Below are 25,891 nucleotides of genomic sequence, written 5' to 3'. Positions count from 1 at the left end.
AGGTTGAACGCCGGGGAGTGTAAAAGGATGCAACACGCTTTGTGAAACGCTAATATTTGCATAGTGCTGTTAAATTTTTTGAAGGCAAAATTATGTGGTCAGAATATGCGCTTGAAGTGGTGGATGCGGTGGCGCGCACCGGCAGTTTTAGCGCGGCCGCGCAGGAGCTGCATCGCGTGCCTTCTGCCGTCAGCTATACCGTGCGCCAGCTGGAAACCTGGCTGGCGGTGCCGCTGTTTGAGCGTCAGCACCGCGAAGTGGTGATGACACCCGCGGGGGAGCATTTTGTACGTGAAGGACGATCTGTTATCAAAAAAATGCTGGCAACCCGTCGACAGTGTCAGCAACTGGCGAATGGCTGGCGCGGGGAGCTAAGTATCGCGGTTGACTGCATTGTTAAACCGCAGCGCACGCGGCAGTTAGTGAAGGATTTCTATCGCCATTTTCCCGATATGGAGCTGATTATCAGCTACGAAGTGTTCAACGGCGTATGGGATGCGTTGGCTGATGGCCGGGTTGATGTGGCGATTGGCGCGACCCAGGCGATCCCGGTGGGTGGACGTTTTGCCTTTCAGGATATGGGCGCGCTGAACTGGCGCTGTGTGGTGAGTCCCGACCATCCGCTGGTCAACAGCACGGAACTGGATGATGAAACATTGCGAGCGTGGCCATCGCTGGTGCTGGAAGATACCTCGCGTGCGTTGCCGCGCCGTATGACATGGACGCTGGATAATCAGCGACGTCTGGTGGTGCCGGAGTGGGAAACCGGGATAGATTGTTTGCTGGCAGGATTGTGCGTTGGAATGGTGCCGGGCCATCTGGCGCGTCCGCTGCTGGACAGCCATAAACTGGTGGAACTGGCACTGCCGCAGGCCTTTCCGGACAGTCCGTGCTGCGTCAGCTGGTCAGAACAGCGCGCGTCACCGGCGCTGGAGTGGTTACTGGCTTATCTCGGGGATGCTGAAACGCTGAACCATGAATGGCTCAGCGAAGTGTCGGCTTAGCGACGATAGTCGCGGAACGGACCGTACGCCACCGAACGGCGTTCAATCAGCGTTGGCTGGACTTCGATTGTTTGCGGATCTTCGCGCTTGCTGGTGATGCGATCCAGCAGCATTTCCAGCGCTTTTTCACCCAGTTCGGCTTTCGGCTGGTGCACGGTGGTCAGCGCTGGGGTGAAATAGCGCGCGTTGCGCACGTTATCGTAGCCAATGACTGAGATATCCTGCGGCACGCGCAAGCCCATCTCATCAGCGGCGCAAATCGCGCCCATCGCCATGATATCGCCACCGCAGAACACCGCGGTTGGACGCTGTTTCTGATTTAAAATCTGCTGCATCGCCTGATAGCCCGATTCAGGTTCAAAGTCGCCCTGAACCACCCATTCCGGACGCACCGTGATGCCCGCTTCGTTCATTGCCTGCAGGAAGCCAGCATGACGTCCGCCGCCGGTGTTGCGCTCCATCTGGCCTGGAATGGCACCGATATCGCGATGGCCGCGTTCGATCAGATAACGCCCGGCGAGATAACCGCCCTGAAACGCATTGTCCTGCACGGTATCGGTGAAATCACCGCGTGACGCGCCCCAATCCATCACCACCATGGGGATATTGCGGTTCTCTTCCAGCATCTGCAGCAAATCGTTTGGATATTCCGAACACATCACCAGCAATCCATCGACGCGCTTTTGCGCCATCATCGACAGGTAAGCGCGCTGCTTTTGCAGATCGTTGTGCGCATTGCCGAGAATCAGCGTATAGCCGCGTTCGAAACACCGGTTCTCCACCGCTTCGATAATTTCAGCGAAGTAGGGCGCTTCGCTGGAGGTCGCCAGCAGACCCAAGGTTTTGGTGTGATTGACTTTGAGACTACGCGCCACGGCACTCGGCGAGTAGTGTAATTCTTTGATCGCTTCCCATACGGCGTTACGCGTCTCTTCCGCAACGAAACGCGTTTTGTTGATGACATGCGAAACCGTGGTGGTTGAGACACCCGCGCGTTTTGCGACATCTTTAATTGTTGCCATGAAAATGGTACTCCTGGGCTTATCGCAACTTACTGATAAGTATATTGTTAAACGTTTGCGTCTGCTAATGCTTTTACAGCCCAAAAAAGCGGGCAAAACGGTGTGTTTTAGCAGGCGAAATCACTTCATCACGCTGTTGATACAGCATGCGCAAAATCTGTTGCGCAACGAAAGGCGGCGATTCTAGCAAGCTGATGCGTATAACACGAGATTTTTGCCCATTGCTGTGCGAAAATCGCTTTAACCCTAATAATTGTGTGACTAAGGAGTTGTGATGAATACCGACCTGAAACTGGCGCTAATGACCACTGTTGGCGCACTGTTGATGATTATCGCCTTCAGCTTTACCGCGATCATGCATTAACAAAAAAGCCGGAGCTGAGAACAGCATCCGGCTTTTTTATGATTGTTGCGCAACAACTAGCGAATAGTTTTTGGCGTCATCATGCGACGCGCGCCCACATAGTGTTTCTGCCAGTAATCCTCACCCAATGCGCTGATCTGAATATCTTTGCCGGTACGCGGCGACTGAATGAATTTCCCGTTGCCGAGATACACGCCCACATGATCGGCAGTGCCGCGATTATTGATGCGGAAGAACACCAAATCGCCTTTCTCGAGCATTTCACGTTTAATCGGTGCCGCATCGCGCAGGTGATACATCTCATTAGCGGTGCGTGGCAGTTTGAATTTCACCAGATCTTTATAGGCGTACCACACTAAGCCGCTGCAGTCGAAACCGGTATGTGGCGAAGCACCGCCCCATTGATAGGGTTTGCCGAGTTGGCCCATCAATTTGGTCATCGCCGTTTCACGCGCCTTTTGATAACGCTGGCGGTGCGCCTTACTCATTTTGATGCCGGTCAGCGCTAACGCTTCATCATCGACGGCGATCTCAGGTGTTTTCTTCGCTAAACGTTGATGACCGTATTTCTTAGCAGAAAGTTTCAGCGGGGATTTTTTGCTGGTGGTCTTGTGCAGCGCGGTTTCTGTTTTGGTCTGTTTTTTGAGTTTGAATTTTTGAACAGCAGTCAGGCGCGATTTTTTGGTGGTGGTTTTCACCGGGCGTCGTTTGCGGCGCTCGTCTTCACGTGCGCTCTTTTTATCTGCTTTAAGCGAACTGGCATTAACGGGCGCATGCGGAGATGCAGCAGCCACATTAAAAAACAGTTGGGCGAAAGCCAGTATGAAAAGCGTAATTAGTAGACGCATAATCCGGTTACAGGTTAAGCAGGCTGAATGAAAGCAGACTGCGGCAAAGTGAGAGAAATCTGATCAAGTGACCAGCGCCGAGGCAATTCTAATCCACTTTTTTTCCAAAAGGTAAGGCCTTTTTCCATTAATATGTTACCAGATTGATTCTGTAGCAAAAATGTGCGATTTCAGCTGGTTAACGCAGCGAAACTATTGCTAATTATTAATTTATTAATGCCAATTAATGATATGAAAATGTTATTTGTCATGCGTTAACTTAACAAACATGGCGATTCGCCAGTGCAAACGCAAAATCCCGTTTTCAGTCCGGGAGCGAAATCGCTACAATAAACAAACACGAAGTAGAAGATTAAGGAAGGCAATAATGAGTACTGTTGAAAAAATTCAGCGTCAGATCGCAGAAAACCCGATTCTGCTGTACATGAAAGGTTCTCCGAAGCTGCCAAGCTGCGGTTTCTCGGCGCAAGCCGTGCAGGCGCTTTCTGCCTGTGGCGAGCGTTTCGCATACGTGGACATTCTGCAGAACCCGGATATTCGCGCTGAAATGCCAAAATACGCTAACTGGCCAACTTTCCCGCAGCTGTGGGTCGATGGCGAACTGGTCGGCGGCTGCGACATCATCGTTGAGATGTTCCAGCGCGGCGAACTTCAGCCACTGCTGAAAGAGACCGCTGAGAAGTATAAAGAAGCGGAATAATGCAGAAGGCCGACAAATGTCGGCCTTTTCTTTGCTTACTCGGCAGACGCCTCGTCTGCAGATTCTTCACTGAAAGCCAGCGGCCAGCCGCCCAGGCGTTTCCAGCGGTTCACCAACTCACAAAATAGCGTCGCGGTTTGCTCGGTGTCATACAGCGCCGAATGCGCTTGTGTGCTATCAAACTCCATTCCCGCCGCTTTGCAGGCTTTCGCCAACACGGTTTGCCCCAGCACTAAACCACTTAACGCTGCGGTATCAAAGGTGGCAAAAGGGTGGAACGGATTGCGCTTCAGGCTGGCGCGCTCTGCGGCCGCCATCACGAAGTTGAGATCGAAAGTGGCATTGTGCGCCACGATAATCGCGCGATTGCAGCCGCTATCTTTGGTGCCTTTGCGCACCATTTTAAAAATCGCATGCAGAGCTTCGTATTCACTAACCGCACCGCGCAGCGGATTGGTGGGATCGATGCCGGTAAACGCCAGCGCAGCAGGATTCAGAATGGCGCCTTCAAACGGTTCCACATGGAAGTGCAGCGTTTCATCGCGGTGCAACCAGCCGTCTTCATCCATTTTCAGCGTTGTGGCTGCAATTTCCAGCAGTGCATCGGTTTGTGCATTGAAACCTGCGGTTTCAACGTCGATCACAACAGGATAAAAACCGCGGAAGCGTTGGTGGAGAGCGTTTAAAGCGTTCGATTCAGACATCAGGATCTCATGGCAATAAATAGGGCAGCGCGCATTATGGCAAAAATCGCAGGAGGGTGCAGCAGGAGAGGGAAATCAGCCTGCAATTAGCAGGCTGACCAGCAACCTTAGTTGCCTAAGCCGTGACCGGCATGTTTATTTTCAATCAGTTCGATCTTGTATCCGTCTGGATCTTCAACAAAGGCAATAATGGTAGAACCGCCTTTTACCGGGCCCGCTTCACGCGTTACGTTGCCGCCCGCGCTGCGAATGCGTTCGCAGGTGTCAGCCACGTTGTCCACGCCCAGCGCGATATGGCCGTAAGCGTTGCCGAGATCGTATTTATCCACGCCCCAGTTGTAAGTCAGCTCAATCACCGCGCCTTCGCTCTCTTCGGTGTAGCCAACGAATGCCAGCGTGTATTTGTACTCGGTGTTTTCGCTCTGACGCAGCACGCGCATGCCGAGCACGCGGGTGTAGAAATCGATAGAACGTTGCAAATCGCCAACGCGTAACATGGTGTGAAGTAAACGCATAACATCCTCTTTTTTAAAACGTCATCAGTGAATGACAAGACAACTAAGTATACACACTGATGAAACATCGCTGCCGCCTATCCGAGGCGGCAGCCATTTTCTTACAGGGTGGGATAATCGGTGTAACCTTCCGCGCCGCCGCCGTAGAAGCTTTCAGGGCGCTGCGGATTGAGTGGCGCATCTTGCTGCAAACGAGCAACCAGATCCGGGTTAGCGATAAAGTCGCGGCCAAACGCCACTGCGTCAATCAGGCCGCGCGCAATCAGATCATCCGCTTTCTCAACGGTGTAGGCACCGGCACCGATGATCACGCCTGGGAACAGCGCACGCACTTTCTCACGAAATGCATCGCTGTATGGCTGTCCGCCCGCCCAGTCCGGCTCAGAAAGGTGCAGATAGGCGATGCCGCGCTTGCCCAACTCGGCGATGTACCACAACGCTGCTTTCTCTTCTTCCGGGCCATTTTCCAGATTCTGGAAGGCACCGATTGGCGAAACGCGGATACCGATACGATCGGCAGACCAGTTAGCAATCGCCGCATCCACCACTTCCAGCGCGAAACGGCCACGTTTCTCAATCGAACCGCCGTACTCATCGCTACGCTGATTTGAGCCGGGTGCGAGGAACTGATGCATCAGATAACCGTGTGCTGAATGCAGTTCCAACAGGTCGAAGTCGGCTTCGCGCGCATTGGCAGCGGCCTGACCAAAATCTTTGACGATTTGCTGAATTTCAGCCACTGACAGCTCGCGCGGTACTGAAGTGTCTTCACGATAGACCGAACCATCCGCAGCACGCAGGGAAGTGCGCGTACCCGCCGCCAGCGCGGTCGGTGCGACCGGTGCTTTGCCTTCTGGCTGCACGCTGTTATGAGAGATGCGGCCGGTGTGCCACAGCTGCACGGCGCTGTGACCGTTAGCGGCATGAATGCCTTCGTTAATCAGTTTCCACGCGGCAATTTGCTGCTGCGTGTGCAGACCCGGCGCACCGGCATAGCCTTTCGCCTGGAAAGAGATCTGGGTGGCTTCGGTAATAATCAAACCGGCACTGGCGCGCTGCTGATAATATTCTGCCATCAGCGGCGTCGGGATATCGCCTGGCTCAATGCTGCGCAGGCGCGTCAACGGGGCCATAAAAATGCGGTTCGGTACGGTAATCGCGCCCACTTTGAGTGGGGAGAACAGCTGCTTACTCGCCATATTGATTGCTCCAGGAAGACCGGTCGTCTAGTAACGACGATTTTTAAAAATCAGTGACTTATCAGCCACTGTTCGATGGTGTCGAGCGCCAGACTAATCGGACCCGGCTCTCGGGAAATCTTGCTCTGCAAACTGGCTCCGAGCCACAACAAGTAGCAGCGCTGCGCCAGCTGCTGCGGCGTTTGACCAAATGGCAGCGGCTGCTCAGCGGCGACCTCAGTCAAACAGCGCGTGTAGGCAGCGATGATGGCATTGGCACCCTGTTGCAGGGCATCGCGCATGGGTTCGGAGAGATCGCACACTTCGGCTGACAATTTCACGCCAAGGCAGCCAACAATATGACCTTGCTCGATAAACAGCCTTTCGCCGTAGCGGAAATGCGCTAACAGGCGTTCGCTCGGCGGTAAACCGGGCAGATTCAGCTGCTGATCAATCTGTTGCTGGAAGTGGGCGAAGTAGCGCTCAATCAGCGCCACGCCAAAGGCCTCTTTCGAACCGAAATAGTGGTAGAACGAGCCTTTAGTGACTTCCGCCAGCGCCAGCATCTCGATCAAACCCATGCCGGTAAAGCCGCGCTGTAAACAAACCTGCTCGCCAATAGCAAGCAGGTGTTCACGGGTATCGTTGCGTTGCAGAGTCTTGTTCATGGGTCGCAGGTTATTAGACCAGTCAGTCTAGCGCAACCCTCAGGCGTTGGTTTGGCACGATCTGTTCATATCCAATTGCGATTGATACTGCTGCGTCTGGATGTTGAACATGCCTAAAAGCGTATGGAAAAGATTATCTTGCGACACCTGTGCGTCGGCGGCTTGCTGGCGCAAACAGGCCTCATTGATGTGATTCGCCGCCGCGTATTCCGGAGACATCCACATCAGCAGAGGAATGTGTGTTTGCTGTGAGGGCGCAAACATATAAGGCGCACCGTGCAGATACATCCCGCGCTCGCCAAGCGATTCGCCGTGATCGGAGAGATAAACCAGCGCCACATTGAAGCGATCGCTCAGGCCTTTGAGCTTATTGATGGTGCGGCTCAGCATGGCGTCGGTATATAGCAGCGAGTTATCGTAGGTATTTACCAGTGCCTGATGATCGCAATCCTGAATCTGTTTGCTATCGCAGGTGGGCGTAAAACGGCGGAACTCAGCCGGATAACGCTGATAATAGGCAGGACCGTGGCTGCCCATTTGATGCAGTACAATAATGCCATCGTTATGCAGGCTATCAACATAGTTATCAAGACGATGCAGCAACACATCATCCTGGCAAAACCCATCGTGACAATATTGCGGCAGTTTCCACTGCGTCATATCGGTGTGCGGCACGCGGTCACAGGCACCTTTGCAGCCACCATCGTTTTCGCGCCACAGCACGCTCACGCCGGCATGCGCCAGGATATCGAGCACGCCTTCCTGATGATGCGCCAGATTCGCGTCGTAATGCACGCGCGGCATATTGGAGAACATGCAGGGCACCGAAATGGCGGTTTCTGTGCCACAGGAACTGGCGTTGGGATAGTAAATCACCTGCTGTTTTTTCAGTTGCGGATTTGTGTCACGCGCGTAACCACCCAGCGAAAAATTCTCGGCGCGCGCCGTTTCACCCACCACTAACACCACCAGCGTTTTCTTGGTTGCTGCGGAGATTAATGGGCCTTTGTGGGCATCCTCGCCAATTTTTACCAGTTCCTGACTACCTTGCAGATAGCGTTGATCGACATAGTGGCCAGTACCGCTAACCACGTTGGCCGGAGTAATCATCTTGATCAGGTTTTTATTATTGCGAATCAGCGAGGCGTAATCTTTGTAAAACAGCGCCGCCATCAGCAAGATGAGTAATATTGCGCCCAGTGCGCCCGTCAGGCGTTGCAGCAGATTCCACCACCAGCGCGTGCCGTTATTGATGCGCACGCCGCAAATCAGCACCACCGGCACCATTCCCATCAACAGCATCCAGAGTAGATAGCGACTGCTGATCAGCGCACCGGCTTCCTGCGGGTCGGATTCAAAGACGTTTTGAATCATATTGGTGTCGATCACCGTGCCAAAACTGTGCATGAAGTAATTGGCGGCGGCGCTGACTAATACCAGCGCAATCAGCAACGGCTTGCGTAGATAAGGCCAGGCAGCTAGCGAGAAGAGAAAATAGAAAGCCGAGGCGAGCACCAGCGGAATACTGGCGGCGAACAGATAATCGTGGAAGTGATCGTAAGGGATCATTTCCCAGGCGCGCAGCAAGAACAGGGCATTCATGACTAATGCGAAAAACAGGGCGGCAATAAGGTTAAATCCGTTGGTGCCGCACTGAAAGGTGATCGGGAATCTCATGAAAACTCAACGGTAAGAGGTAATGTTACAATCGTATGAAGACAAGATGAGGAAAACCTTAACGAAGATTAAACGTAAGCAATCCAAATCCTTTAAATGCTGGCTTTTTGGTAAACAGGCGTAACGAAATGCCGCGATGGCTTGATTATGCGCAATGCCCGTATACTCTTTGCTCAATGTCATTAAGCTGTTATCAATGTGATTTGAGATGTTAATTGCGGAGTGCATGTGGCCGAGCAACTAGAGTTCTTCCCCGTTCCCAGCCCGTGTCGCGGCATTTGCCAGAGCGACGCGCGTGGCTATTGTCGTGGCTGTTTACGCAGCCGGGAAGAGCGCTTTAACTGGATGAAATTCAGCGATGCGCAAAAGCGCGATGTGCTGCGCTTGTGCCGGCAACGCTTTTTGCGCCTGCAGCGCCAGCAAAAAGTCGATGAAGATCATGATCCACAACAACCGGAACTGTTTTAAGAAAACGACGATCTGCCTTTTCGTTATACTCCCGTTTTCGTTATCTGGAATCGTGTTTAGGGAGTTTAACCATGTTACAACCGCAGGCTATTGCACCGCAGGGACCGTCCTTTTCACCGCTGATTGTCGGTTACTGGCGTTTAATGGAGTGGGGCATGACGCCGCAGCAAGTGGTGCAGTTTATTGAGCACCATTTAGCGCTGGGCATTACCACTGTCGATCACGCCGACATCTACGGCGATTACCAATGTGAAGCCGCCTTTGGTGCAGCACTGCGCCTGGCGCCAGGTTTGCGTGAGAAGCTGCAAATCGTCACTAAATGCGGCATTGCGACGCGCGCTAAACCTGAACACCGTATTGGTCATTACATCACTGAAGCCAGCCACATTCTGCACAGCGCCGAGAATTCGCTGCGCCATTTCAATACCGATTACCTCGATTTACTGCTGATTCATCGTCCGGATCCGTTGATGGACGCGGATGAAATTGCCGAAGCCTTTACGGCGTTGCATCAGAGCGGCAAAGTGCGCCATTTTGGCGTCTCCAACTTCACCGCGTCTCAGTTCACGCTGCTGCAATCGCGTTTGCCATTCAGTCTGGTCACTAATCAACTGGAAATCTCCCCGCTGGAGCAAACGTCGCTGCTGGATGGCTCGCTTGATCAGTGCCAGCAAAACCGCATCCGCCCAATGGCCTGGTCCTGCCTCGGCGGCGGTCGCGTGTTTAACGATCCGCACTATCAGCCGTTGCGCGATGAGCTGGAGCAGGTGAAGCAGGAGGCTGGTGCCAGCAATATTGAGCAAGTGGTGTATGCATGGGTGATGAAGCTGCCAAGCCGTCCGCTGCCAATTATTGGATCAGGCAAAATTGAACGGGTGAAAGAAGCGGTTGGCGCATGCCAGTTAACCCTCGATCGCCAGCAATGGTTCCGCATCCGCAAAGCCGCCATCGGTTACGATGTGCCCTAAAGCGTAAAGCTGCGTCAAATTACGGCAGCCTGGATGAAAGCAGTCCAGGCTTACAGAGAATCTAACCGTAAGGAGACGTTATGAAGAAAATCCTCATTGTTATGCTGGCTCTGGCCTGCGCCGCAGGCGCGCAGGCGGCGTCAGAAGAAGTCACGCTGCATGAAACCACCGCGCAAGGCATCGGGGCGGCAATTGGCAAAGTCACTATCAGCGAAACGCCGTACGGTGTGCAATTTACGCCAGCGTTAAGCGGCCTTAAACCGGGCATTCATGGTTTCCACGTGCATGCTAAAGGCAGCTGTGAACCGGGCGAATCGGACGGTAAAACGGTGGCGGCCGGTGCGGCGGGCGGACATCTCGATCCGCAAAAAACCGGCAAGCATCTTGGTCCGTACGCCGATGGTCACCTTGGCGACTTACCCGCGCTGTTTGTAACCGAAGATGGCAAGGCGAATTATCCGGTGGTTGCGCCACGCATCAAATCCCTGAGTGAAATCAAAGGTAAAGCCTTGATGGTGCATGTGGGCGGCGATAATCATGCCGACCATCCGCAACCGCTCGGCGGCGGGGGGGCGCGTTTTGCCTGCGGCGTAATTTAAACTCCTGGGCGGCAGCTGCTTGTCGCCCTGATTTCCTTCCTTTGAAAAAAATTGACCCATTTTCTGGCTACTCTCAGCGGTTTTTCCGTCCTATGATATTGATTCAGGTATAAAACCTTCAGGGGTGGGAATGAAAGCGCGTGGGATGATGTTGTTATGTTTATTGCTGGTGGGATGCGATCAACCCAACGATACACAATTAAGGTTGGATGCGAGTCGGCAGCTTCAGTGGACAATTGATACCAATCCTCTACGTGCAGATTGTGAAAATATCGCCCGTGGTCGTGAATGGTTAACGCAACGCACTCTTAAGCAGCTGGAAACCAGGGGATGCCAAAATGTGCTTCGCAGTGCAAGTGAAACAAATTTCATCACTACTGCGATCTATCGTCATTCCATGACGATCGTTTGCGGGAGCATTCGCGGTAAAAGTTTTACAGGTACCGAATTAAATCGCCGCTTTGTTTACTCTTCAGAAGAGAAGGCGCTGGTGATTGAACCGATGTCCGATCAAGACAAAACCCGCTTCGAAGGACAGAAATCGCTGCAGCAGTTGCAGGATGATTTTAATCGCCAGACCACGCAATATTGTCAGTAATCAATCTGGCACCGCCTGCGCCAACTGGGCGAGTGAGCAGCGCAGGCGCCACAAAATACCCGCCAGCGTATTGGCTTCGCTCTCCGCTTGCTGCTGCAGCTGGTTAATCATAGTTTCCAGCTCATCGAGCGTGGCCTGCAACGCGGTGTGATGCACGCCGCGCAGGCTCATAATCCGTTGTAGATCCTGCAGGCTGCTGTCGCGCATTTGCCCTAGCGTAGCCGACGTTGGCTGCCATTCGCGCAGCTGCCAGACAATGTGGGAACAGTTGAGTAGCACCACGCCCCAGCGCAGCAGCCACACGCGCGCCTGCTCGTCACGACTGTTACTGAGCTGACTAATATGATGATAAATCTGCGATTCAAAGTGGCTTTCGCTCAGGCGCGGATGACGGCGTAGCTGATCAAGAAACGCATGGCGCAGGGCGCGAATATGCCGACGACTGCGGCGCGCATCGGAACTGGGACGCAGCACCTGAAACGCCAGCCACGCCAGCAGTACGCCGCACACCTTGGCGATATTGTCATTGAGGAAGCTTTGATAATCCCAGTCCGGCGGATTGGTGACGGCGATAAAGGATCCCATGAATACAATGAATTGCCCCCACATTCCCGCGCGTTTCTTCTGCTGCAGTTTGAACAACTGCAAGGTGAGTAACAGCGGGAAAAGCACCAGCAAAAACTGCCACAGCGCACTGATTTGCACCATCAAGCCAAACTGCAGCACAAAACTAAACAGCGACAGCCACAGCAAGGTTTTGAGTAACAGCGAGACGCTGCCGCTGGGCGAAGGCGCGGAAGAGTACAACACGCACGCGATGGCGGTGAGCGTCAGGGCGGCGGCACCGGAATCCCATTGCGTGGTGATCCAAAAGGCGCAGCCCAGCATGATGACGCTAAAAGTACGCAGTGCGCTCCAGCCGGCTTCTGCACTGTCGCTTTCGCGCGCCAGCGATGGCGCATACGGCGGTTGAAAACGGGTATCGGCATCGGCGCGTTCAATCAGGCGAATCCAGCGATTGACGTTGAGATAGACCCAGCAAAAATAGCGCAGTCGCTGGACAAAGGCGCGTTGCCGGTAATCACCGGTTGCTGATGGCGTGATGCCGCGCAAAATCAGCGCCAGACGGTATTTGTCGCAGTGCGGCTGCGCCAATTCGTGCAGCAGTTTTGCCATGGCATCGTAAAGTTCAGGCGGCGCATCGGGCCAGTTCAGCAACATGCGGCGCAGACTGGAGAGCACGCTGGTCAGACGCAGCTGCTGGTGCAGCACATAGTTCAGCACGTTGTTCTGGCGGCGGAAGCGATAGTGGCTCCAAAACGCCTGAATGCGCAGCAGGTTCATGGTGAGAATCTGGCTAATGACATTTTCATGGGCGGTGCGCACGTTATCGGTGCTGCCTTGCTGCAGTAATAACACCGCATGATCCAGCAAACGCGCGTGCATCTGACGCAGTGAACTCATCAGCGCGTTGCCATCCGAGGTGCTGGGCAGAATCATCATCATCAATCCGGCGCAAAGAATGCCGGAGATCACTTCGCACACGCGCGCCTGGGCGATATCCCACAGCTGAGTGACATCGGTGATGTTGACGCTGCTAAAGGCAATGATGGCGGCGGTATATCCCGCCAGCGAAAACGCGTAGGCCACATTGTTTTGGTAGTGATTGGCGATCCAGGTGCAGAACGCCAGCCAACCGGCCATGAAAAAGGCAAACAGCCAGGGCTCGTTTAGCGTGTGTCCGGCAATCAGCAGCGCGGCGCTGGCACCGAGCAAACTGCCAACGATGCGCCCCAGACTTTTACTGATGGCACCGCCGACGGTGGGAAAACTCACTACCGCCGCCGAGGTCATGGCCCAGTAGGGTTCGTCGAGTTGCAGCGCATAAGCAATGGTCAAGGCGAGACACATCGCAATGCCATTACGCAGCGCGTAGCGCCATTCGCCCCAGCTTGCTTTTATCCACGGCAGATTTTGCCAGGCCAGCCACTGAAAATTCATCACAGCCTCAGTGCGCGATCGAGATGGTGCAGGTGGTGCCCGCCACTAGCGGCACGCCTTCCGGCAACGCATCCAAGCGAATGCGCACAGGCACGCGCTGCGCCAGACGCACCCAGGGCACGTTAGGCTTGATATCCGGCACCAAACCGCCATCGCTGGCGACGCTTTGATCGTAAATGGCGCGTCCGATACTCTCCACTTTGCCCTGCAAACGCGCACCGTTGCTGTACAACACAATCTGCGCCGCAGCGCCGGGTTGAATATGGCGCAGCTTGGTCTCTTCGAAATAGCCCATCACGTAGTAAGAGTGGCTGTCGACCAGCGCAAACAGCGGCGTACCGGCGCTGGCATAGTTGCCGGTGCGTAGCGTCAGGTTGCTGATCCAGCCATCGGTGGGCGCGGTAAGGGTGGTTTGATCGAGGTTCCAGCGCGCCTGATCGAGGCTGGCCTGCGCCGCTTTCGCCGTTGATGCAGCGGCATTGGCGGTTAAGCGCGCGGCGTCCATATCTTCCGCTGAAATGACGTTGCGCGGCAGGCTGGCGCGGCGATTGGCTTCATGCTGCGCTTTCGCCAGGTCGGCCTGCGCTTTGGCTAGCTGCGCTTCGGCGTTGGCCTGCGCAATTTGCCACGGCACCGGATCAAGCTTGAGCAGCACGTCACCTTTATGCACGAACTGATTGTCACGCACCTCCAGAGCGATGATGCGCCCGGACACCTCAGGCGTGATATCCACCAGCTCGGCGCGCACTTTGCCATCCCGCGTCCACGGCGATTGCATGTAGTAATTCCACATCCACCATCCGGCAAGCAGGGCCAGCGCAAAGATCACTACAGTTGAAAAATACTTAAAAGGGTTGAATTTCATAGTGATTTATCCGAGGCTCAGTAACCACAATGCGCCAGCGACGCACAATACAAACAGGGAAAGGTCCATTAAGGTGGGATGCCAGACATCGCCGGAGTAGATCCAGCCGCGTATCAGCGGGTGAATCAACAACCAGAAAAAGAATCCGAGTAACACCGCTTTAAACAGCGGCGGGAAAAACAGGGACGCACCGAACACCAGGTCGGTAAGCGGGGCGCTGGGGGAAAAAGCGGTAAGGGACACGTGTCATCATCCTTTTTGACCGGGAATCATCTTAATAGAGCGTAGACGGCAAGCGTGTATGCAGGCCTGGTATTTGTAATTTGCCAGGTAAACTCGCAGAATAGTGTAAAATCTGGCTTAATAGCTAGCAAGCTAATTATAAGGAGATGCAATGGATACGCCCTTGGGAACCGATCTGTCTCGCCTGGTGCGCATTTGGCGCGCGTTAATCGATCAGCGTTTAAAACCGCTTGAGTTGACACAAACACACTGGGTGACGCTGCACAATATTCATCAACTCCCGCCAGAGCAGTCTCAGATTCAGCTGGCAAAAGCCATTGGCATTGAGCAGCCTTCACTGGTGCGCACGCTGGATCAGCTGGAAGAGAAGGGATTAATCACCCGCGCGACCTGCGCCAACGATCGCCGTGCCAAGCGCATCAAGCTGACCAAACAGGCTGAGCCGATCATCGAGCAGGTTGAGAATGTGATTGATGCCACGCGCGATGACATTCTTTCCGGCATCAGCCTGGAAGAGATTAATCAGATGGTGACGCTGATTGCGCGGCTGGAAAGAAATATTCTCGAGTTTCACAACCGCGAGAAATAAAAAAACCGACGCCAGGCGTCGGTTTTTTTTATCTACTCGCTTAACGTGGCGAAACGGTAACCTGGCTGCCGTTTGACGCCATCACGACGCGCTGGCCAACCGAGTAACGGGTGGCAGCTTGTTTCTGCACCACCATGATGGTGTTGCCATCATCCTTGCGGATTTCCAGCTCGACACCGTCAGATTTGTTAACCGCACCCTGCACGCCCTGACCGGCTACGCCACCGAGTACCGCACCGCCTGCGGTTGCCAGACTGCGACCGCTGCCGCCGCCAATGGTGTTACCGAGGAAACCACCCAGCACTGCACCACCAATTGCGCCAATCACGTTGTTTTCATCGCCGCCCTGGATTTTCACCGGACGAACCGAAACCAGCGTGCCGTAGGAAACACTTTGTACTTGTTTAGCTTCACTGGCGCTGTAAACGTCACCGGAAAGGGTGCTGTCGTTGGCACAACCTGCCAGAGTTAAGCCGGTCAACGCCACGGCTACAAAACGCTTAATCATCAGAACGCTCCTTAATGCAAATAAACGCCATATTTCTCATCCTGTACTGCACAGAGTATAAGACAGAAAACTGGCAAATGACTCTAAGTCCGTATAATACGCTGCTGGGGCGAAGCATAGACCGTCTCCCATCAACAAAAATTCAATTACCTGCAGAAAATATTTCTGAGCTGGAACAGACTGCGCAGTGACGCTGAAAAGCGGAATTTTATCATAGAATTAGTCCCGGTAATTTGCCAGGCTTAAGCCAGATGATGTTAAGGGAGTGAACCGCTATGAAATCAGGACGCTATATTGGCGTGATGTCCGGCACCAGCCTTGATGGCGTGGACGTGGTACTGGCGGCCATTGATGGGCAAATGGTGGCGCAGCAGGCCAGCTATTGTCATCCCATTCCGCAGGAATTACGCCAGCAGGTGTTGGCCATTTGTCAGGGACAATCCTTGACGCTATCGCAGCTCGGGCAGCTGGACACGCGGCTTGGCAAACTGTTCGCCGAGGCGGTATTGACCTTGATGCACCAGCAGTCGCTGGAAGCCAGCGACATTATGGCGATTGGCTGCCACGGACAAACGGTGTGGCATGAACCGCAAAGTGATGCGCCCAATACGCTGCAAATTGGCGATAACAACCAGATCGCAGCGGCCACCGGCGTGACGGTGATCGGTGATTTTCGTCGCCGCGATATGGCGCTCGGCGGGCAGGGCGCACCGCTGGTGCCGGCCTTCCATCAGGCGCTGTTAATGGACAGCGTCGAGCGCCGCATGGTGCTGAATATCGGCGGCATCGCCAATCTGTCGCTACTAATTCCCGGCCAGCCGGTACGCGGTTTTGATACCGGGCCGGGCAATATGCTGATTGATGCGTGGATTTGGCGCAATAAAGGTTTGCCGTACGATAAAGATGCCGTCTGGGCGCGCAGCGGTCAGGTGGTTCCGGCGCTGCTGGAGTTAATGCTAGGCGATCCGTGGTTTGCGCTGCCGCCGCCAAAAAGCACCGGACGGGAATATTTCAATCTCAGCTGGATTGAGCAGCAGTTGCAGCGTTTCCCAGCGCTGGCGCCACAAGATGTGCAGGCCACGTTGAATGAGCTGACGGCGTTGACCATCGCCCAGCAGGTGCAGCTCAACGACGGTTGCGATCGTCTGTTGGTGTGCGGCGGAGGCAGCCGTAATCCGCTGCTGATGGCGCGTCTCGCCACGCATCTGTCGGGTACCGAAGTGGGTACCACCGACGAAGCGGGCATCAGCGGTGATGATATGGAAGCGCTGGCCTTTGCCTGGCTGGCGTTTCGCACATTAAATGGCTTACCGGGCAACCTGCCAGCGGTAACCGGCGCGCGGGAGATGAGTGTATTGGGCGCGATTTTTCCGGCCAATCCCCGACCTATTCGTTAAGAGGTGAAGATGAAAAAAACAATTATGGTGCTGAGTAGCGTGGCGATCTTGAGTGGCTGCGGCATGATGCATAAACAGCAAGAGACTCCACAACAGCTGCGCTATCAGTGCGGCACCTTGCCGCTGACGGTCACCCAGGATAATGCGAAGCAGCAGGTGAGTTTTATTCTGGATGGCAAGCCGCTAACGCTGACACAAACGGTCTCGGCCTCTGGCGCGCGCTACAGCGACGGTACTTACGTCTTCTGGTCAAAAGGCAATGGCGCTTTTGTTGAACGTAATAACAAAATCGTGATTAATGATTGTGAATTGCAGAACGCGGATACCTCCGCTCAGTAAACGTCAGAGAAAGAGAAACAGCATGAGCGACAGTGACAGCTTGCAAAATATTGCCCATCTGCGTCGTGAATACACCCGCGGCGGGCTGCGACGTAAAGATCTGCCCGATAATCCCCTGGCGCTGTTTGAGCAGTGGCTGCAGCAAGCCTGCACCGCGCAGTTGCCGGATCCAACGGCGATGACGGTGGCCACCGTTGACAGCAGCGGCCAGCCTTATCAGCGCATCGTGCTGCTCAAGCACTACGACGAGCAAGGCATGGTGTTCTATACCAACCTTGGCAGCCGCAAGGCGCTGCAGCTGGCAGAGAATCCGCGTATTTCGCTACACTTCCCGTGGCATTTCCTGGAGCGTCAGGTGATGGTGCTGGGCGAGGTGGAAAAACTGTCGCCCCTTGAGGTGCTGAAGTACTTCAGCAGTCGCCCGCGTGATAGCCAGATTGGTGCGTGGGTGTCGAAGCAGTCGAGCCGCATTTCTGCGCGCGGCGTGCTGGAAGGCAAGTTTCTCGAGCTTAAGCAGAAATTCCAGCAGGGTGACGTGCCGCTGCCGAGTTTCTGGGGCGGTTACCGCGTCAAATTCCACACCGTGGAGTTCTGGCAGGGCGGCGAACATCGCCTGCACGATCGCTTCCTCTACCAGCGTAATGATAATGGCTGGTCGATTGACCGTTTAGCCCCGTAAAACTGCGTTTTATCCCCTTTCAACGCTGGCGCAGTTGGCGTCAGCGCTTTATGCTATAGCCCTCTTTTTTTTCGTCTCCGCACGTCGGCGGAAAGCTGTGTACCAGCCTAGGTGCAGTCTGATCAATTTGGAGTCAGTGATGACCAGCAGTAACCTGATACAACAATTGCAAGAAAGGGGCTTAGTCGCCCAGGTAACGGATGAAGAAGCGTTAGCAGAGCGACTGGCGCAAGGGCCAATTGCACTCTATTGCGGCTTCGATCCTACCGCTGATAGCTTGCATTTGGGCCATCTGGTGCCGCTGCTCTGCCTGAAACGTTTTCAGGATGCCGGACACAAGCCGGTTGCGCTGGTGGGTGGTGCCACCGGTCTGATTGGCGATCCCAGCTTTAAAGCAGCAGAACGTAAACTTAACACCGCTGAAACCGTTGGCGAGTGGGTCGATAAGATCCGCAACCAGGTCGCACCTTTCCTTAGCTTCGATTGCGGCGACAACAGCGCAATTGCCGCGAACAACTACGACTGGTTTGGCGGCATGAATGTGCTGACCTTCCTGCGCGACATCGGTAAGCACTTCTCCGTCAATCAGATGATCAACCGCGAAGCGGTGAAGCAGCGTTTGAACCGCGAAGATCAGGGCATCTCCTACACCGAGTTCTCTTACAACCTGCTGCAGGGTTATGACTTTGCAGAGCTGAACAAGCGTCACGATGTGGTGCTGCAGATTGGCGGTTCCGATCAGTGGGGCAACATTACCTCCGGTATCGATCTGACGCGTCGCCTGCATCAGCAGCAGGCGTGGGGATTGACCGTACCGCTGATCACCAAATCTGACGGCACCAAATTCGGTAAAACCGAAGGTGGCGCGGTGTGGCTGGATGCGAAGAAAACCAGTCCGTACAAGTTCTACCAGTTCTGGATCAACACGGCGGATGCAGACGTATATCGTTTCCTGAAGTTCTTCACCTTCATGAGCATTGAAGAGATCAATGCGCTGGAAGAAGAAGACAAAAACAGCGGCAAAGCGCCACGCGCGCAGTACGTGCTGGCTGAGCAGGTGACACGTCTGGTGCACGGCGAAAGCGGCTTAACGGCGGCAAAACGCATCACCGAGAGCCTGTTCTCCGGCAGCCTCAGCGCGATGACCGAAGCCGACTTCGAGCAGCTGGCGCAGGACGGCATGCCCACCATCACGCTGACGGCAGAAGACGACTTGCAGCAGGCGCTGGTGGCGGCTGAGCTGGTGCCATCACGCGGCCAGGCGCGCACCATGATCGGTTCTAACGCGGTCTCGCTGAATGGCGAAAAACAGTCAGATGCGGAGTATCGTTTCAGCGACAGCGATAAACTGTTTGGACGTTTCACGTTGTTGCGTCGCGGTAAAAAACATTACTGCCTGATTAACTGGCAGTAAGCGTTCAGGGCCGGCTTCCGGCCCTTTTTTATGGCAAGACAGCAGTACAGGGCAAAATGAAAAATATTCTCGCAATTCAATCTCACGTTGTTTACGGACACGCCGGTAACAGCGCTGCCGAATTCCCGATGCGCCGCATGGGCGCAAACGTTTGGCCGCTGAATACCGTGCAATTTTCTAATCACACCCAATATGGTCACTGGACCGGCACCGTGATGCCCGCCACACATTTGACCGACATCGTTAAAGGCATTGCGGCGGTGGACCGCCTGAAGACCTGTGATGCGGTATTAAGTGGCTATTTGGGATCGGCGGAGCAGGGCGAACAGATTCTGGAGATCGTGCGCCTGGTGAAAGAAGCCAACCCGAACGCATGGTTCTTCTGCGATCCGGTGATGGGCCATCCGGAAAAAGGCTGCATCGTGGCGCCGGGCGTGGCGGAGTTTCACTGCAAAATGGCGTTGCCCGCCAGCGACATCATCGCGCCAAACCTGCTGGAGCTGGAGATGCTTAGCGGGCATGAAGTGGCCAACGTGGAGCAAGCGGTGGTGGCGGCACGAGAACTGATTAGCAAAGGCCCGAAAGTGGTGCTGGTAAAACATCTGGCGCGTGCCGGACGCCGCAGCGACCGCTTTGAGATGTTGCTGGTGACCGCCGATGAGTGCTGGCACATCAGCCGTCCGCTGGTGGACTTTGGCGTGCGTCAGCCGGTTGGCGTGGGCGATCTCACCAGCGGCCTGCTGCTGGTCGATCTGCTGCACGGTAAGTCGTTAAAGGATGCGCTGGAGCACATCACGGCGGCGGTGTATGAAGTGATGCTGAAAACTCACGAAATGGGCGAGTACGAATTGCAGTTGGTGGCCGCGCAGGATGCAATTGCCAAACCGACGCAGCATTTCGCGGCAGAAAAGCTGTAAATTCCTTTTTAGGTGCGCATGAATGCGCACCTGCAATCCAGGTCGCCATGAATGGCGACCCTACGACAGTATTAAACCAAACCCTCCGCCTTCAACGCCGCCTGCACCGCTGGACGTTCCGCAACCCGGCTAAACCATTCTTCCAGCGCATCCAGTCCCGCTAAATCCAGCTTGATGGCTTTAGCCCAGCGCGTCACTACGAACAGATACACATCGGCAACGGTAAAGCGTAATCCCAGCAGCCACTGCTTATCCTGCAACGCCTCATTCACCTGCTGATATTTCTTCTCCAGCTGCGCACGCGCAATGGCTTTGTACTCTTCTGGCGTATCAGGACGGAACAGCGGGCTAAAACCCTTGTGCAGTTCGCTGCTGACATAACTTAACCACTCCAGCGTGTGGTAGCGCGTCAGGCTACCGGTCGGGGCCAGCAGGTTGCGATCCGGCTTGAGATCCGCCAGATACTGCACAATCGCCACGCCTTCTGTCAGGATGCTGCCATCATCAAACTGCAGCGCCGGCACTTGTCCTTTCGGGTTAATCTGCCAGTAATCTTCTCCTTGCTCGGTCACTTTCTTCTGCAGGTCCACGTTCACCTGGGTAAAGTCCAGTCCGCATTCCAGCGCGACAATATGCGGTGATAGCGAACAGGCACCGGGCTTACAATAGAGTTTCATCATGGCTTCTCCTTGAGTGTTGTGGTGATCGAAGCAGCATAAGTCTGCCAGGGATTTTTGCCAGTGACAGCGATCAGGAATTGCGGTCACCGTTCAGGTTTATTCAGCAAAGCATGGCAGTAATGGCAGCTTTTCGAGCGCAAAATCCCAAAATTGCCGCACTTTAGGCGTCATATTCTTCACGCGCTGGGTGACTAACTGCACCGGCAACGGGGCCGGCTCCCATTCAGGCAGTAAACGCAGCAATTTTCCGCTGTGGATATCGTCAAGAACCTGATACGACAGCAGCCGTCCAATGCCGTGTGCGCTGCGCAACGCTTCCAGCTGGCTCTCCACATCATTAACCCGCAGACGCGGCGTGATGCGCACGCGCAGATCCTGGACGAAGCGCCACTCGCGCGTATGGCGCAGGCTCGTCACTAACGCATGTTGAGTCAGTTCAGTGGGATGAAGAGGCGTGCCAGCCTGTTGCAAATAGTCGGGGCTGGCAACCAGCGTTGAACGCACCGTGCCAACCTGACGCGCCACCATCGAAGAGTCCTGCAGTTCGCCAATGCGCAGCGCGATATCAAGACCGTTTTCGATCAGGTCCTGATAGGTGTCGCTGAGCACCACTTCAATCTGCATCTCCGCATGCTGTTGCAGAAAGGCATTCACTAAGGGCATGACGTGGCGACGACCAAACTGCACCGGTGCGGTTAAACGCAGCAAGCCATGCAGGCCGCTGTGGTGAGCGCTGTCGATGGCGCGCTGATAATCGCTCAACACCCGTTGCACCTGCTCAAACAGCTGCCAGCCGGCTTCGGTGGGTGCCAGCTGGCGGGTGGTGCGTTCAATCAGAGTGGTGGCGAGACGGGCTTCGAGGGTATTAAGAGTGCGAGTGATCACCGGTGGCGATCGCTGTAACAAACGCGCGGCGCCAGCCAAACTGCCTTGCTGGATAACCGCGACAAACACCTCAAGCTCATCAAACCTGTCCATGCTTCTTCCACGCTGATTAACAGTGAGCCGATATCATGAAGTTAAGTGAGCGAAAAGCGAAGTGTGAGCAGCAGAAATCGTTAAAGGAAATGTGAATAGCGGGCAGAAAAAAGCCGGGACAAGCCCGGCTATCTGATTACTGATTGGCGTTAGCGCGTTTCAGTTCAGTTTGACTGTCATCCTGCGTCATGCGGTTCAGCAGTGGCGCGGTAATCAACATCAGCAGGGCAATCACGCCGGTAGCAATACCAATCTGCTGGAACACATGGCTGTAAACTGCCAGCGAAGTATGCGGATCGGTCACATCACTCGGTACTGCCATCAGGTTGGCGACTTTACCCGCAATCATTGCTGCACCGGCGGTGGTCAGGAACCAGGAACCCATGATGAAGCCCATCAGGCGCTGTGGAACCAGCTGTGCCACCATCGCCAGGCCCAGGCCGGAAATCATCAGCTCACCGATGCTCTGCAGCGCATAGCTGAGGATCAGCCAGTTCACCGAGACGATACCGGCTTCGTTGGCAAATTTGGCACCAAACGGCAGCACCAGGAAGGCCGCTGAACACAGCACCATACCGAAGGCGAATTTGTGTGGCATCGGCATTTTATCGCCGAGCTTGTTATACACTGCCGCCAGAATCGGGCTTGCCAGCATAATCCAGAACGGATTCAGCGCCTGGAACTGCTCTGGCTCAAAGGTGATGCCGAGAATCGCATGCTCAACGTTGCGGATAGCGAAGAAGTTGAGTGAGGTTGGCATCTGCATATAGAGCACGAAGAACACAATCGCTTCTACCATCAGCAGGAAGGCCACGATCATCTTACGGCGTGCCGCACCTTTCAACGCGAAAGCTTCTTTGGCGAAGATCACCACGATACCCGCGGCGATGACGCCCAGCGTCATACGCGCGATGCTCTGGTGATGCAGCAGCCAGGCCGCCAGCGCAATCAGCGCTACCACGCCAACCAGCGTCATCAGCAGTTTACCCATCTGCAGCGGGGCAAAATCCGGCTTGGAGCCGTAGTTTTTCACCACGCGCTGGAAGAACAGGAAGTTCAGCAGCGTAATGACCAGACCGACAACCGACAGCGAGAACGCCGCGCCCCAGCCATATTTCGCAGCCAGCCACGGCGTCAGCATCATCGAGAACAGCGAACCGATGTTGATCGACATGTAGAACATGGTGAAGGCACCATCGAGGCGCGCGTCATCTTTCTCATAGCAGGTCGACAGCAGGGAAGACGGGTTGGCTTTAAACAAGCCGCTACCCACCGCGATGGTCGCCATACCGATGTACACCATTGAGGTGTCATGGCCAGAGAAGGCAATCAGTGCATAACCCAGCGCCAGCACCATCACGCCGAGCACGATAACGCGTTTGGTACCCAGCACTTTATCGCCGAGCCAGCCGCCGATGGCGACTAAACCATATACCAGCGCGCTAAACGAGGTGAACAGCGTAATGGAGTCCGCTTCGGACATGCCCAGCTGTTTAACCAGGTAAACCGCCATGATGGCTTGCAGACCGTAGTAACCAAAACGTTCCCACAGTTCGATGGAGAAGATCAGATAAAACGCTTTCGGTTGCTTGAAAGCGTTGAGGCTTGGCGCCCCGTCAGTGTGTTTGTTTGCAGTTGACACGTATACCTCAGTTTTAACATAGCCTGTTTTGCGACAGGAATTAAGTCTGCGTCGGGCTGGGTAATCCCGCGCAACATTGTTATTAGAAAGGAAAAACGGCGACTAATTTGGCTGAATCAGTCCATCAGGGCAAGCATTTTCTGCACGCTGAAATACTTGCAATAGGTAGGGTTAATGCCGTTATACAAAGTTGTAAATCAGTGTTAAATCTCGCTGTGTGGCATTATACCAGGATAAACAGGTGAAATGCAGATCTGGAAGATCATTTTCATGATATAAACTGCTCAGAGAGACATTATTAGAATATAACGCTGAAGTTCATAATTTATACAGAGATTATTATTCTTATTGGGCACTATATAAGCACAACAGCTTGATTGGTGAGCGTAATAAGCAGTCAAAAGATTCCAGATCGCTAATTAGTTGATCCTGCGCACAAAACCGTGAATTAATTAGCGTGGTAAAAGAAGAAATCTTTTGCGGAACTGACATCTGGCGAATATTAGCGCGATTGGGTGCATTATTTGCCAGATAAACAGGCCGCCATAAGCGCAATGCGTGGAAACGAAAGACGCAACAATCGGCATTTGAGGCGTTTAGACAGCGCATTAACTTTGCTGTAACCTCCTTTTTTCCCTCAAAGGACGTAGTCATGATGAAGTCGATTCGTGTTGCCCTGATTGGCGATTACCGTGCTGATGCCGTTGCGCATCAAGCCATTCCTCCCGCCGTACAACTCGCTGCAAAAACCCTTTCCCTTGATGTTAGCGCCGACTGGATTGCCACCTCCGAGCTCGATCAGCACAACCTCAATGATTACCAGGCGATTTGGCTGGTACCGGGCAGTCCTTATCTCAATGACGCGGGCGTGTTTGCCACGCTTCGCTGGGCGCGGGAAAGCGGTAAGCCATTATTGGGTTCGTGTGGCGGATTCCAGTACGCCATCGTGGAGTACGCGCGCAATGTGCTGGGCTGGGAAGATGCGGCGCATGCGGAAACCGATGCCAGCGGTCGTTGGGTGATTGCGCCGCTGGCCTGTTCACTGGTGGAACAGCGCGGAAGCGTCACCTTCCAGCCGGGTTCACGTATTGCAAAGGCTTACGGCGCATTGCAGAGCGATGAGGGTTACCACTGCAACTTTGGCGTCAACCCTGAGTTCAGCGAAGCGCTGGCGACACAGAATCTGCAGATCACTTCCTGGGATTTGGACGGCGACGTGCGCGGCATTGAATTGACCGATCACCCGTTCTTTGTCGCCACCTTGTTCCAGTCCGAACGTGCAGCGTTACAAAACCGGCTTTCGCCGCTGGTGGTCGCGTGGCTGCAAGCCGCCGCAGGTTAAATACATAGGGTCGCCATTCATGGCGACCTCTATCAGCTGATCTGCAACAACGGCTTGCGCTCCCGCCCCGATTGGTGATAGCACTGAATCGCCTCCCGCCAGTGCGCCAGCGGGAAAATTTCTACCTCGCCACATTCACTGGCACGTAACAGCGGCCAGAGCTCACTGAACAACCGTTGCCAATCCTGATGGGCTAAATCCTCCAGCGTATGCCGGACGTGAAACCAGTGCAGCGCCGGACGTGGCGCATTAACCCGCACCGGCTTGCCGCTCAGCACGCCATAAGCAATGAATTCAGCGTCGACAGACAAAGCTTGCCAAATCAACTGGCCGATTTCGCCGCCCACCGCATCAAACACCCGATCGCACTGCTGGGCGGCAGCAGCAATCTCGGCCCGCTGCGTTTCAGCCAGCGCAACGATTCCCAATTGCTGCAAGCGTGCGCCATGCTGCGGCGCTCGATGAATCACAGTGATGCTGCTTGCGCCCATCTGTCGCGCCCACTGCGCAAGTAACAGAGCACAAGCGGAACCGCCTGCGGTGATCAACACGCGCTTACCGGCTGGCGACCACTGCTTGAGCATCAGCAACGCCGCCAGTGGATTGATATAGGCGCGTGCCGCCAGCGTGGTGCTGATATCGGGCGGAACCGGCACCGCACTCAGCGGATCGCAATCGACATAACGCTGCCAGGTGCCGACGCCGCGCAGCGGCAGCACGCGCTGGCCAAGCAAATGGCGAAACGCCGGCGGAGCAGCCACCACCGTGCCGACGCCTTCATAGCCAGCGATGAGCGGCGGCGAGACGCGATGGCGATAAGCGCCGGTAATCGGAATCAGGTCGGAAGCATTGATGGGAGCAAACTGCATCGCCACGCGCAGCAGGCCAGCCGCGCAGGGCGCTAAAGCAGAGGATTCGAGCGTAAGTACGCTGGCAGGATCGCCAAACTGCCGATAAGCGAGGGCGAGATTGCTTATCAGCAGC

The 25,891-nt window shown here is 54.7% G+C and carries 29 protein-coding genes; 14 read left to right on the top strand and 15 right to left on the bottom strand.

Annotated elements, in window-relative coordinates:
• Nucleotides 1–92 precede the first annotated feature (92 nt).
• The gene (gene punR / locus PanJK_RS01690; RefSeq protein WP_265296907.1) at nt 93–1,004 is read left to right on the top strand and encodes a DNA-binding transcriptional activator PunR; all 912 of its coding nucleotides are present in this window, start codon (nt 93–95) and stop codon (nt 1,002–1,004) included.
• Here punR and purR read toward each other — a convergent pair.
• Entirely contained in the window at nt 1,001–2,026 is a 1,026-nt protein-coding gene (gene purR / locus PanJK_RS01685) for an HTH-type transcriptional repressor PurR (RefSeq protein WP_265296905.1), read from the bottom strand. The genes punR and purR overlap by 4 nt on opposite strands.
• Nucleotides 2,027–2,300: 274 nt before the next feature.
• On the opposite strand from purR, the gene PanJK_RS01680 reads away from it, so the two are divergent.
• Nucleotides 2,301–2,390 carry a YnhF family membrane protein gene (locus tag PanJK_RS01680; RefSeq protein ID WP_007892756.1) on the top strand — a complete coding sequence of 30 codons (90 nt, stop codon included), beginning with the start codon at nt 2,301–2,303 and terminating at the stop codon, nt 2,388–2,390.
• Between the two features lie 56 nt (nt 2,391–2,446).
• On the opposite strand, the gene PanJK_RS01675 is transcribed toward PanJK_RS01680, so the two are convergent.
• Nucleotides 2,447–3,238: a C40 family peptidase gene (locus PanJK_RS01675; protein WP_265296903.1), complete on the bottom strand. Its 792-nt coding sequence runs from the start codon at nt 3,236–3,238 to the stop codon at nt 2,447–2,449.
• Nucleotides 3,239–3,602: 364 nt separating this feature from the next.
• Here PanJK_RS01675 and PanJK_RS01670 point away from each other — a divergent pair, with 364 nt between their 5' ends.
• Nucleotides 3,603–3,938, top strand: a complete 336-nt coding sequence (locus PanJK_RS01670) for a Grx4 family monothiol glutaredoxin (RefSeq protein ID WP_175501675.1) — start codon at nt 3,603–3,605, stop codon at nt 3,936–3,938.
• A 35-nt stretch (nt 3,939–3,973) separates the two neighbouring features.
• Here PanJK_RS01670 and rnt read toward each other — a convergent pair whose 3' ends face one another.
• The 5 genes from rnt to eptA form a co-directional block, all read right to left on the bottom strand.
• Complete coding sequence (gene rnt, locus PanJK_RS01665; protein WP_101764547.1) at nt 3,974–4,642, bottom strand: ribonuclease T; 669 nt, start codon at nt 4,640–4,642, stop codon at nt 3,974–3,976.
• Between the two features lie 107 nt (nt 4,643–4,749).
• Nucleotides 4,750–5,157, bottom strand: a complete 408-nt coding sequence (gene gloA / locus PanJK_RS01660) for a lactoylglutathione lyase (RefSeq protein ID WP_007892766.1) — start codon at nt 5,155–5,157, stop codon at nt 4,750–4,752.
• Between the two features lie 101 nt (nt 5,158–5,258).
• Nucleotides 5,259–6,356: an alkene reductase gene (locus PanJK_RS01655; protein WP_265296900.1), complete on the bottom strand. Its 1,098-nt coding sequence runs from the start codon at nt 6,354–6,356 to the stop codon at nt 5,259–5,261.
• A 50-nt stretch (nt 6,357–6,406) separates the two neighbouring features.
• Nucleotides 6,407–7,003 carry a TetR/AcrR family transcriptional regulator gene (locus PanJK_RS01650; protein ID WP_258144996.1) on the bottom strand — a complete coding sequence of 199 codons (597 nt, stop codon included), beginning with the start codon at nt 7,001–7,003 and terminating at the stop codon, nt 6,407–6,409.
• 39 nt (nt 7,004–7,042) lie between these two features.
• On the bottom strand, nt 7,043–8,680 hold the full coding sequence (gene eptA / locus PanJK_RS01645; protein ID WP_265296898.1) for a phosphoethanolamine transferase EptA: 1,638 nt from the start codon (nt 8,678–8,680) through the stop codon (nt 7,043–7,045).
• 228 nt (nt 8,681–8,908) lie between these two features.
• Here eptA and PanJK_RS01640 point away from each other — a divergent pair, with 228 nt between their 5' ends.
• The 4 genes from PanJK_RS01640 to PanJK_RS01625 all read left to right on the top strand — a co-directional run bounded on the left by PanJK_RS01640 (nt 8,909) and on the right by PanJK_RS01625 (nt 11,313).
• Entirely contained in the window at nt 8,909–9,148 is a 240-nt protein-coding gene (locus PanJK_RS01640; RefSeq protein ID WP_008110296.1) for a DUF1289 domain-containing protein, read from the top strand.
• Nucleotides 9,149–9,219: 71 nt separating this feature from the next.
• Complete coding sequence (locus PanJK_RS01635; RefSeq protein WP_265296896.1) at nt 9,220–10,116, top strand: aldo/keto reductase; 897 nt, start codon at nt 9,220–9,222, stop codon at nt 10,114–10,116.
• Between the two features lie 80 nt (nt 10,117–10,196).
• Nucleotides 10,197–10,715, top strand: a complete 519-nt coding sequence (gene sodC / locus PanJK_RS01630) for a superoxide dismutase [Cu-Zn] SodC (protein ID WP_256696338.1) — start codon at nt 10,197–10,199, stop codon at nt 10,713–10,715.
• A 130-nt stretch (nt 10,716–10,845) separates the two neighbouring features.
• Nucleotides 10,846–11,313, top strand: coding sequence for a hypothetical protein (locus PanJK_RS01625; protein ID WP_256696339.1), 468 nt, complete (start codon nt 10,846–10,848; stop codon nt 11,311–11,313).
• Here PanJK_RS01625 and PanJK_RS01620 read toward each other — a convergent pair whose 3' ends face one another.
• Genes PanJK_RS01620 through PanJK_RS01610 form a run of 3 tightly spaced genes read right to left on the bottom strand, consistent with a single transcriptional unit; the run spans nt 11,314 to nt 14,422 of the window.
• Entirely contained in the window at nt 11,314–13,314 is a 2,001-nt protein-coding gene (locus PanJK_RS01620; protein WP_265296895.1) for an FUSC family protein, read from the bottom strand. It lies immediately after the preceding gene.
• A gap of 7 nt (nt 13,315–13,321) precedes the next feature.
• Entirely contained in the window at nt 13,322–14,179 is an 858-nt protein-coding gene (locus tag PanJK_RS01615) for an HlyD family secretion protein (protein WP_265296894.1), read from the bottom strand.
• 6 nt (nt 14,180–14,185) lie between these two features.
• On the bottom strand, nt 14,186–14,422 hold the full coding sequence (locus PanJK_RS01610) for a DUF1656 domain-containing protein (RefSeq protein ID WP_008110284.1): 237 nt from the start codon (nt 14,420–14,422) through the stop codon (nt 14,186–14,188).
• 151 nt (nt 14,423–14,573) lie between these two features.
• On the opposite strand from PanJK_RS01610, the gene slyA reads away from it, so the two are divergent.
• Nucleotides 14,574–15,011: a transcriptional regulator SlyA gene (slyA, locus tag PanJK_RS01605; protein WP_265296892.1), complete on the top strand. Its 438-nt coding sequence runs from the start codon at nt 14,574–14,576 to the stop codon at nt 15,009–15,011.
• A gap of 40 nt (nt 15,012–15,051) precedes the next feature.
• Here slyA and slyB read toward each other — a convergent pair whose 3' ends face one another.
• Nucleotides 15,052–15,519, bottom strand: a complete 468-nt coding sequence (gene slyB, locus PanJK_RS01600; protein WP_008110282.1) for an outer membrane lipoprotein SlyB — start codon at nt 15,517–15,519, stop codon at nt 15,052–15,054.
• A gap of 275 nt (nt 15,520–15,794) precedes the next feature.
• Here slyB and anmK point away from each other — a divergent pair, with 275 nt between their 5' ends.
• The 5 genes from anmK (at nt 15,795) to pdxY (ending at nt 20,265) form a co-directional block, all read left to right on the top strand.
• Nucleotides 15,795–16,916 (top strand): anhydro-N-acetylmuramic acid kinase, encoded by a 1,122-nt coding sequence (anmK, locus tag PanJK_RS01595; RefSeq protein WP_265296890.1) that lies wholly within the window; start codon nt 15,795–15,797, stop codon nt 16,914–16,916.
• Between the two features lie 9 nt (nt 16,917–16,925).
• On the top strand, nt 16,926–17,255 hold the full coding sequence (locus PanJK_RS01590) for an MliC family protein (RefSeq protein ID WP_256696344.1): 330 nt from the start codon (nt 16,926–16,928) through the stop codon (nt 17,253–17,255).
• Nucleotides 17,256–17,277: 22 nt separating this feature from the next.
• Nucleotides 17,278–17,934, top strand: a complete 657-nt coding sequence (gene pdxH / locus PanJK_RS01585) for a pyridoxamine 5'-phosphate oxidase (RefSeq protein ID WP_176971533.1) — start codon at nt 17,278–17,280, stop codon at nt 17,932–17,934.
• Nucleotides 17,935–18,073: 139 nt separating this feature from the next.
• Nucleotides 18,074–19,348 (top strand): tyrosine--tRNA ligase, encoded by a 1,275-nt coding sequence (gene tyrS, locus PanJK_RS01580; protein ID WP_154194163.1) that lies wholly within the window; start codon nt 18,074–18,076, stop codon nt 19,346–19,348.
• A 56-nt stretch (nt 19,349–19,404) separates the two neighbouring features.
• Nucleotides 19,405–20,265 carry a pyridoxal kinase PdxY gene (gene pdxY / locus PanJK_RS01575; RefSeq protein WP_256696345.1) on the top strand — a complete coding sequence of 287 codons (861 nt, stop codon included), beginning with the start codon at nt 19,405–19,407 and terminating at the stop codon, nt 20,263–20,265.
• Nucleotides 20,266–20,336: 71 nt separating this feature from the next.
• Here the strand turns inward: pdxY and gstA are convergent, their stop codons facing one another.
• From gstA to dtpA, 3 genes are all read right to left on the bottom strand, one after another.
• Nucleotides 20,337–20,942, bottom strand: coding sequence for a glutathione transferase GstA (gene gstA, locus PanJK_RS01570; RefSeq protein ID WP_265297405.1), 606 nt, complete (start codon nt 20,940–20,942; stop codon nt 20,337–20,339).
• Nucleotides 20,943–21,041: 99 nt separating this feature from the next.
• Complete coding sequence (locus tag PanJK_RS01565; protein ID WP_265296885.1) at nt 21,042–21,923, bottom strand: LysR family transcriptional regulator; 882 nt, start codon at nt 21,921–21,923, stop codon at nt 21,042–21,044.
• A 136-nt stretch (nt 21,924–22,059) separates the two neighbouring features.
• The gene (gene dtpA, locus PanJK_RS01560; RefSeq protein ID WP_256696347.1) at nt 22,060–23,565 is read right to left on the bottom strand and encodes a dipeptide/tripeptide permease DtpA; all 1,506 of its coding nucleotides are present in this window, start codon (nt 23,563–23,565) and stop codon (nt 22,060–22,062) included.
• A gap of 652 nt (nt 23,566–24,217) precedes the next feature.
• On the opposite strand from dtpA, the gene PanJK_RS01555 reads away from it, so the two are divergent.
• Entirely contained in the window at nt 24,218–24,907 is a 690-nt protein-coding gene (locus PanJK_RS01555) for a CTP synthase (protein ID WP_265296883.1), read from the top strand.
• Nucleotides 24,908–24,939: 32 nt separating this feature from the next.
• Here PanJK_RS01555 and PanJK_RS01550 read toward each other — a convergent pair whose 3' ends face one another.
• Nucleotides 24,940–25,884 (bottom strand): zinc-dependent alcohol dehydrogenase family protein, encoded by a 945-nt coding sequence (locus PanJK_RS01550; RefSeq protein ID WP_414858925.1) that lies wholly within the window; start codon nt 25,882–25,884, stop codon nt 24,940–24,942.
• Between the last annotated feature and the right edge of the window lie 7 nt (nt 25,885–25,891).

The sequence above is a fragment of the Pantoea sp. JK genome (genome assembly GCF_026130245.1).
In the GTDB taxonomy this organism is placed as follows: Bacteria; Pseudomonadota; Gammaproteobacteria; order Enterobacterales; family Enterobacteriaceae; genus Pantoea; species Pantoea trifolii.
The sequence above is the reverse complement of the archived record's forward strand: the minus strand, read 5'-3'. Positions and strand labels throughout refer to the sequence as shown.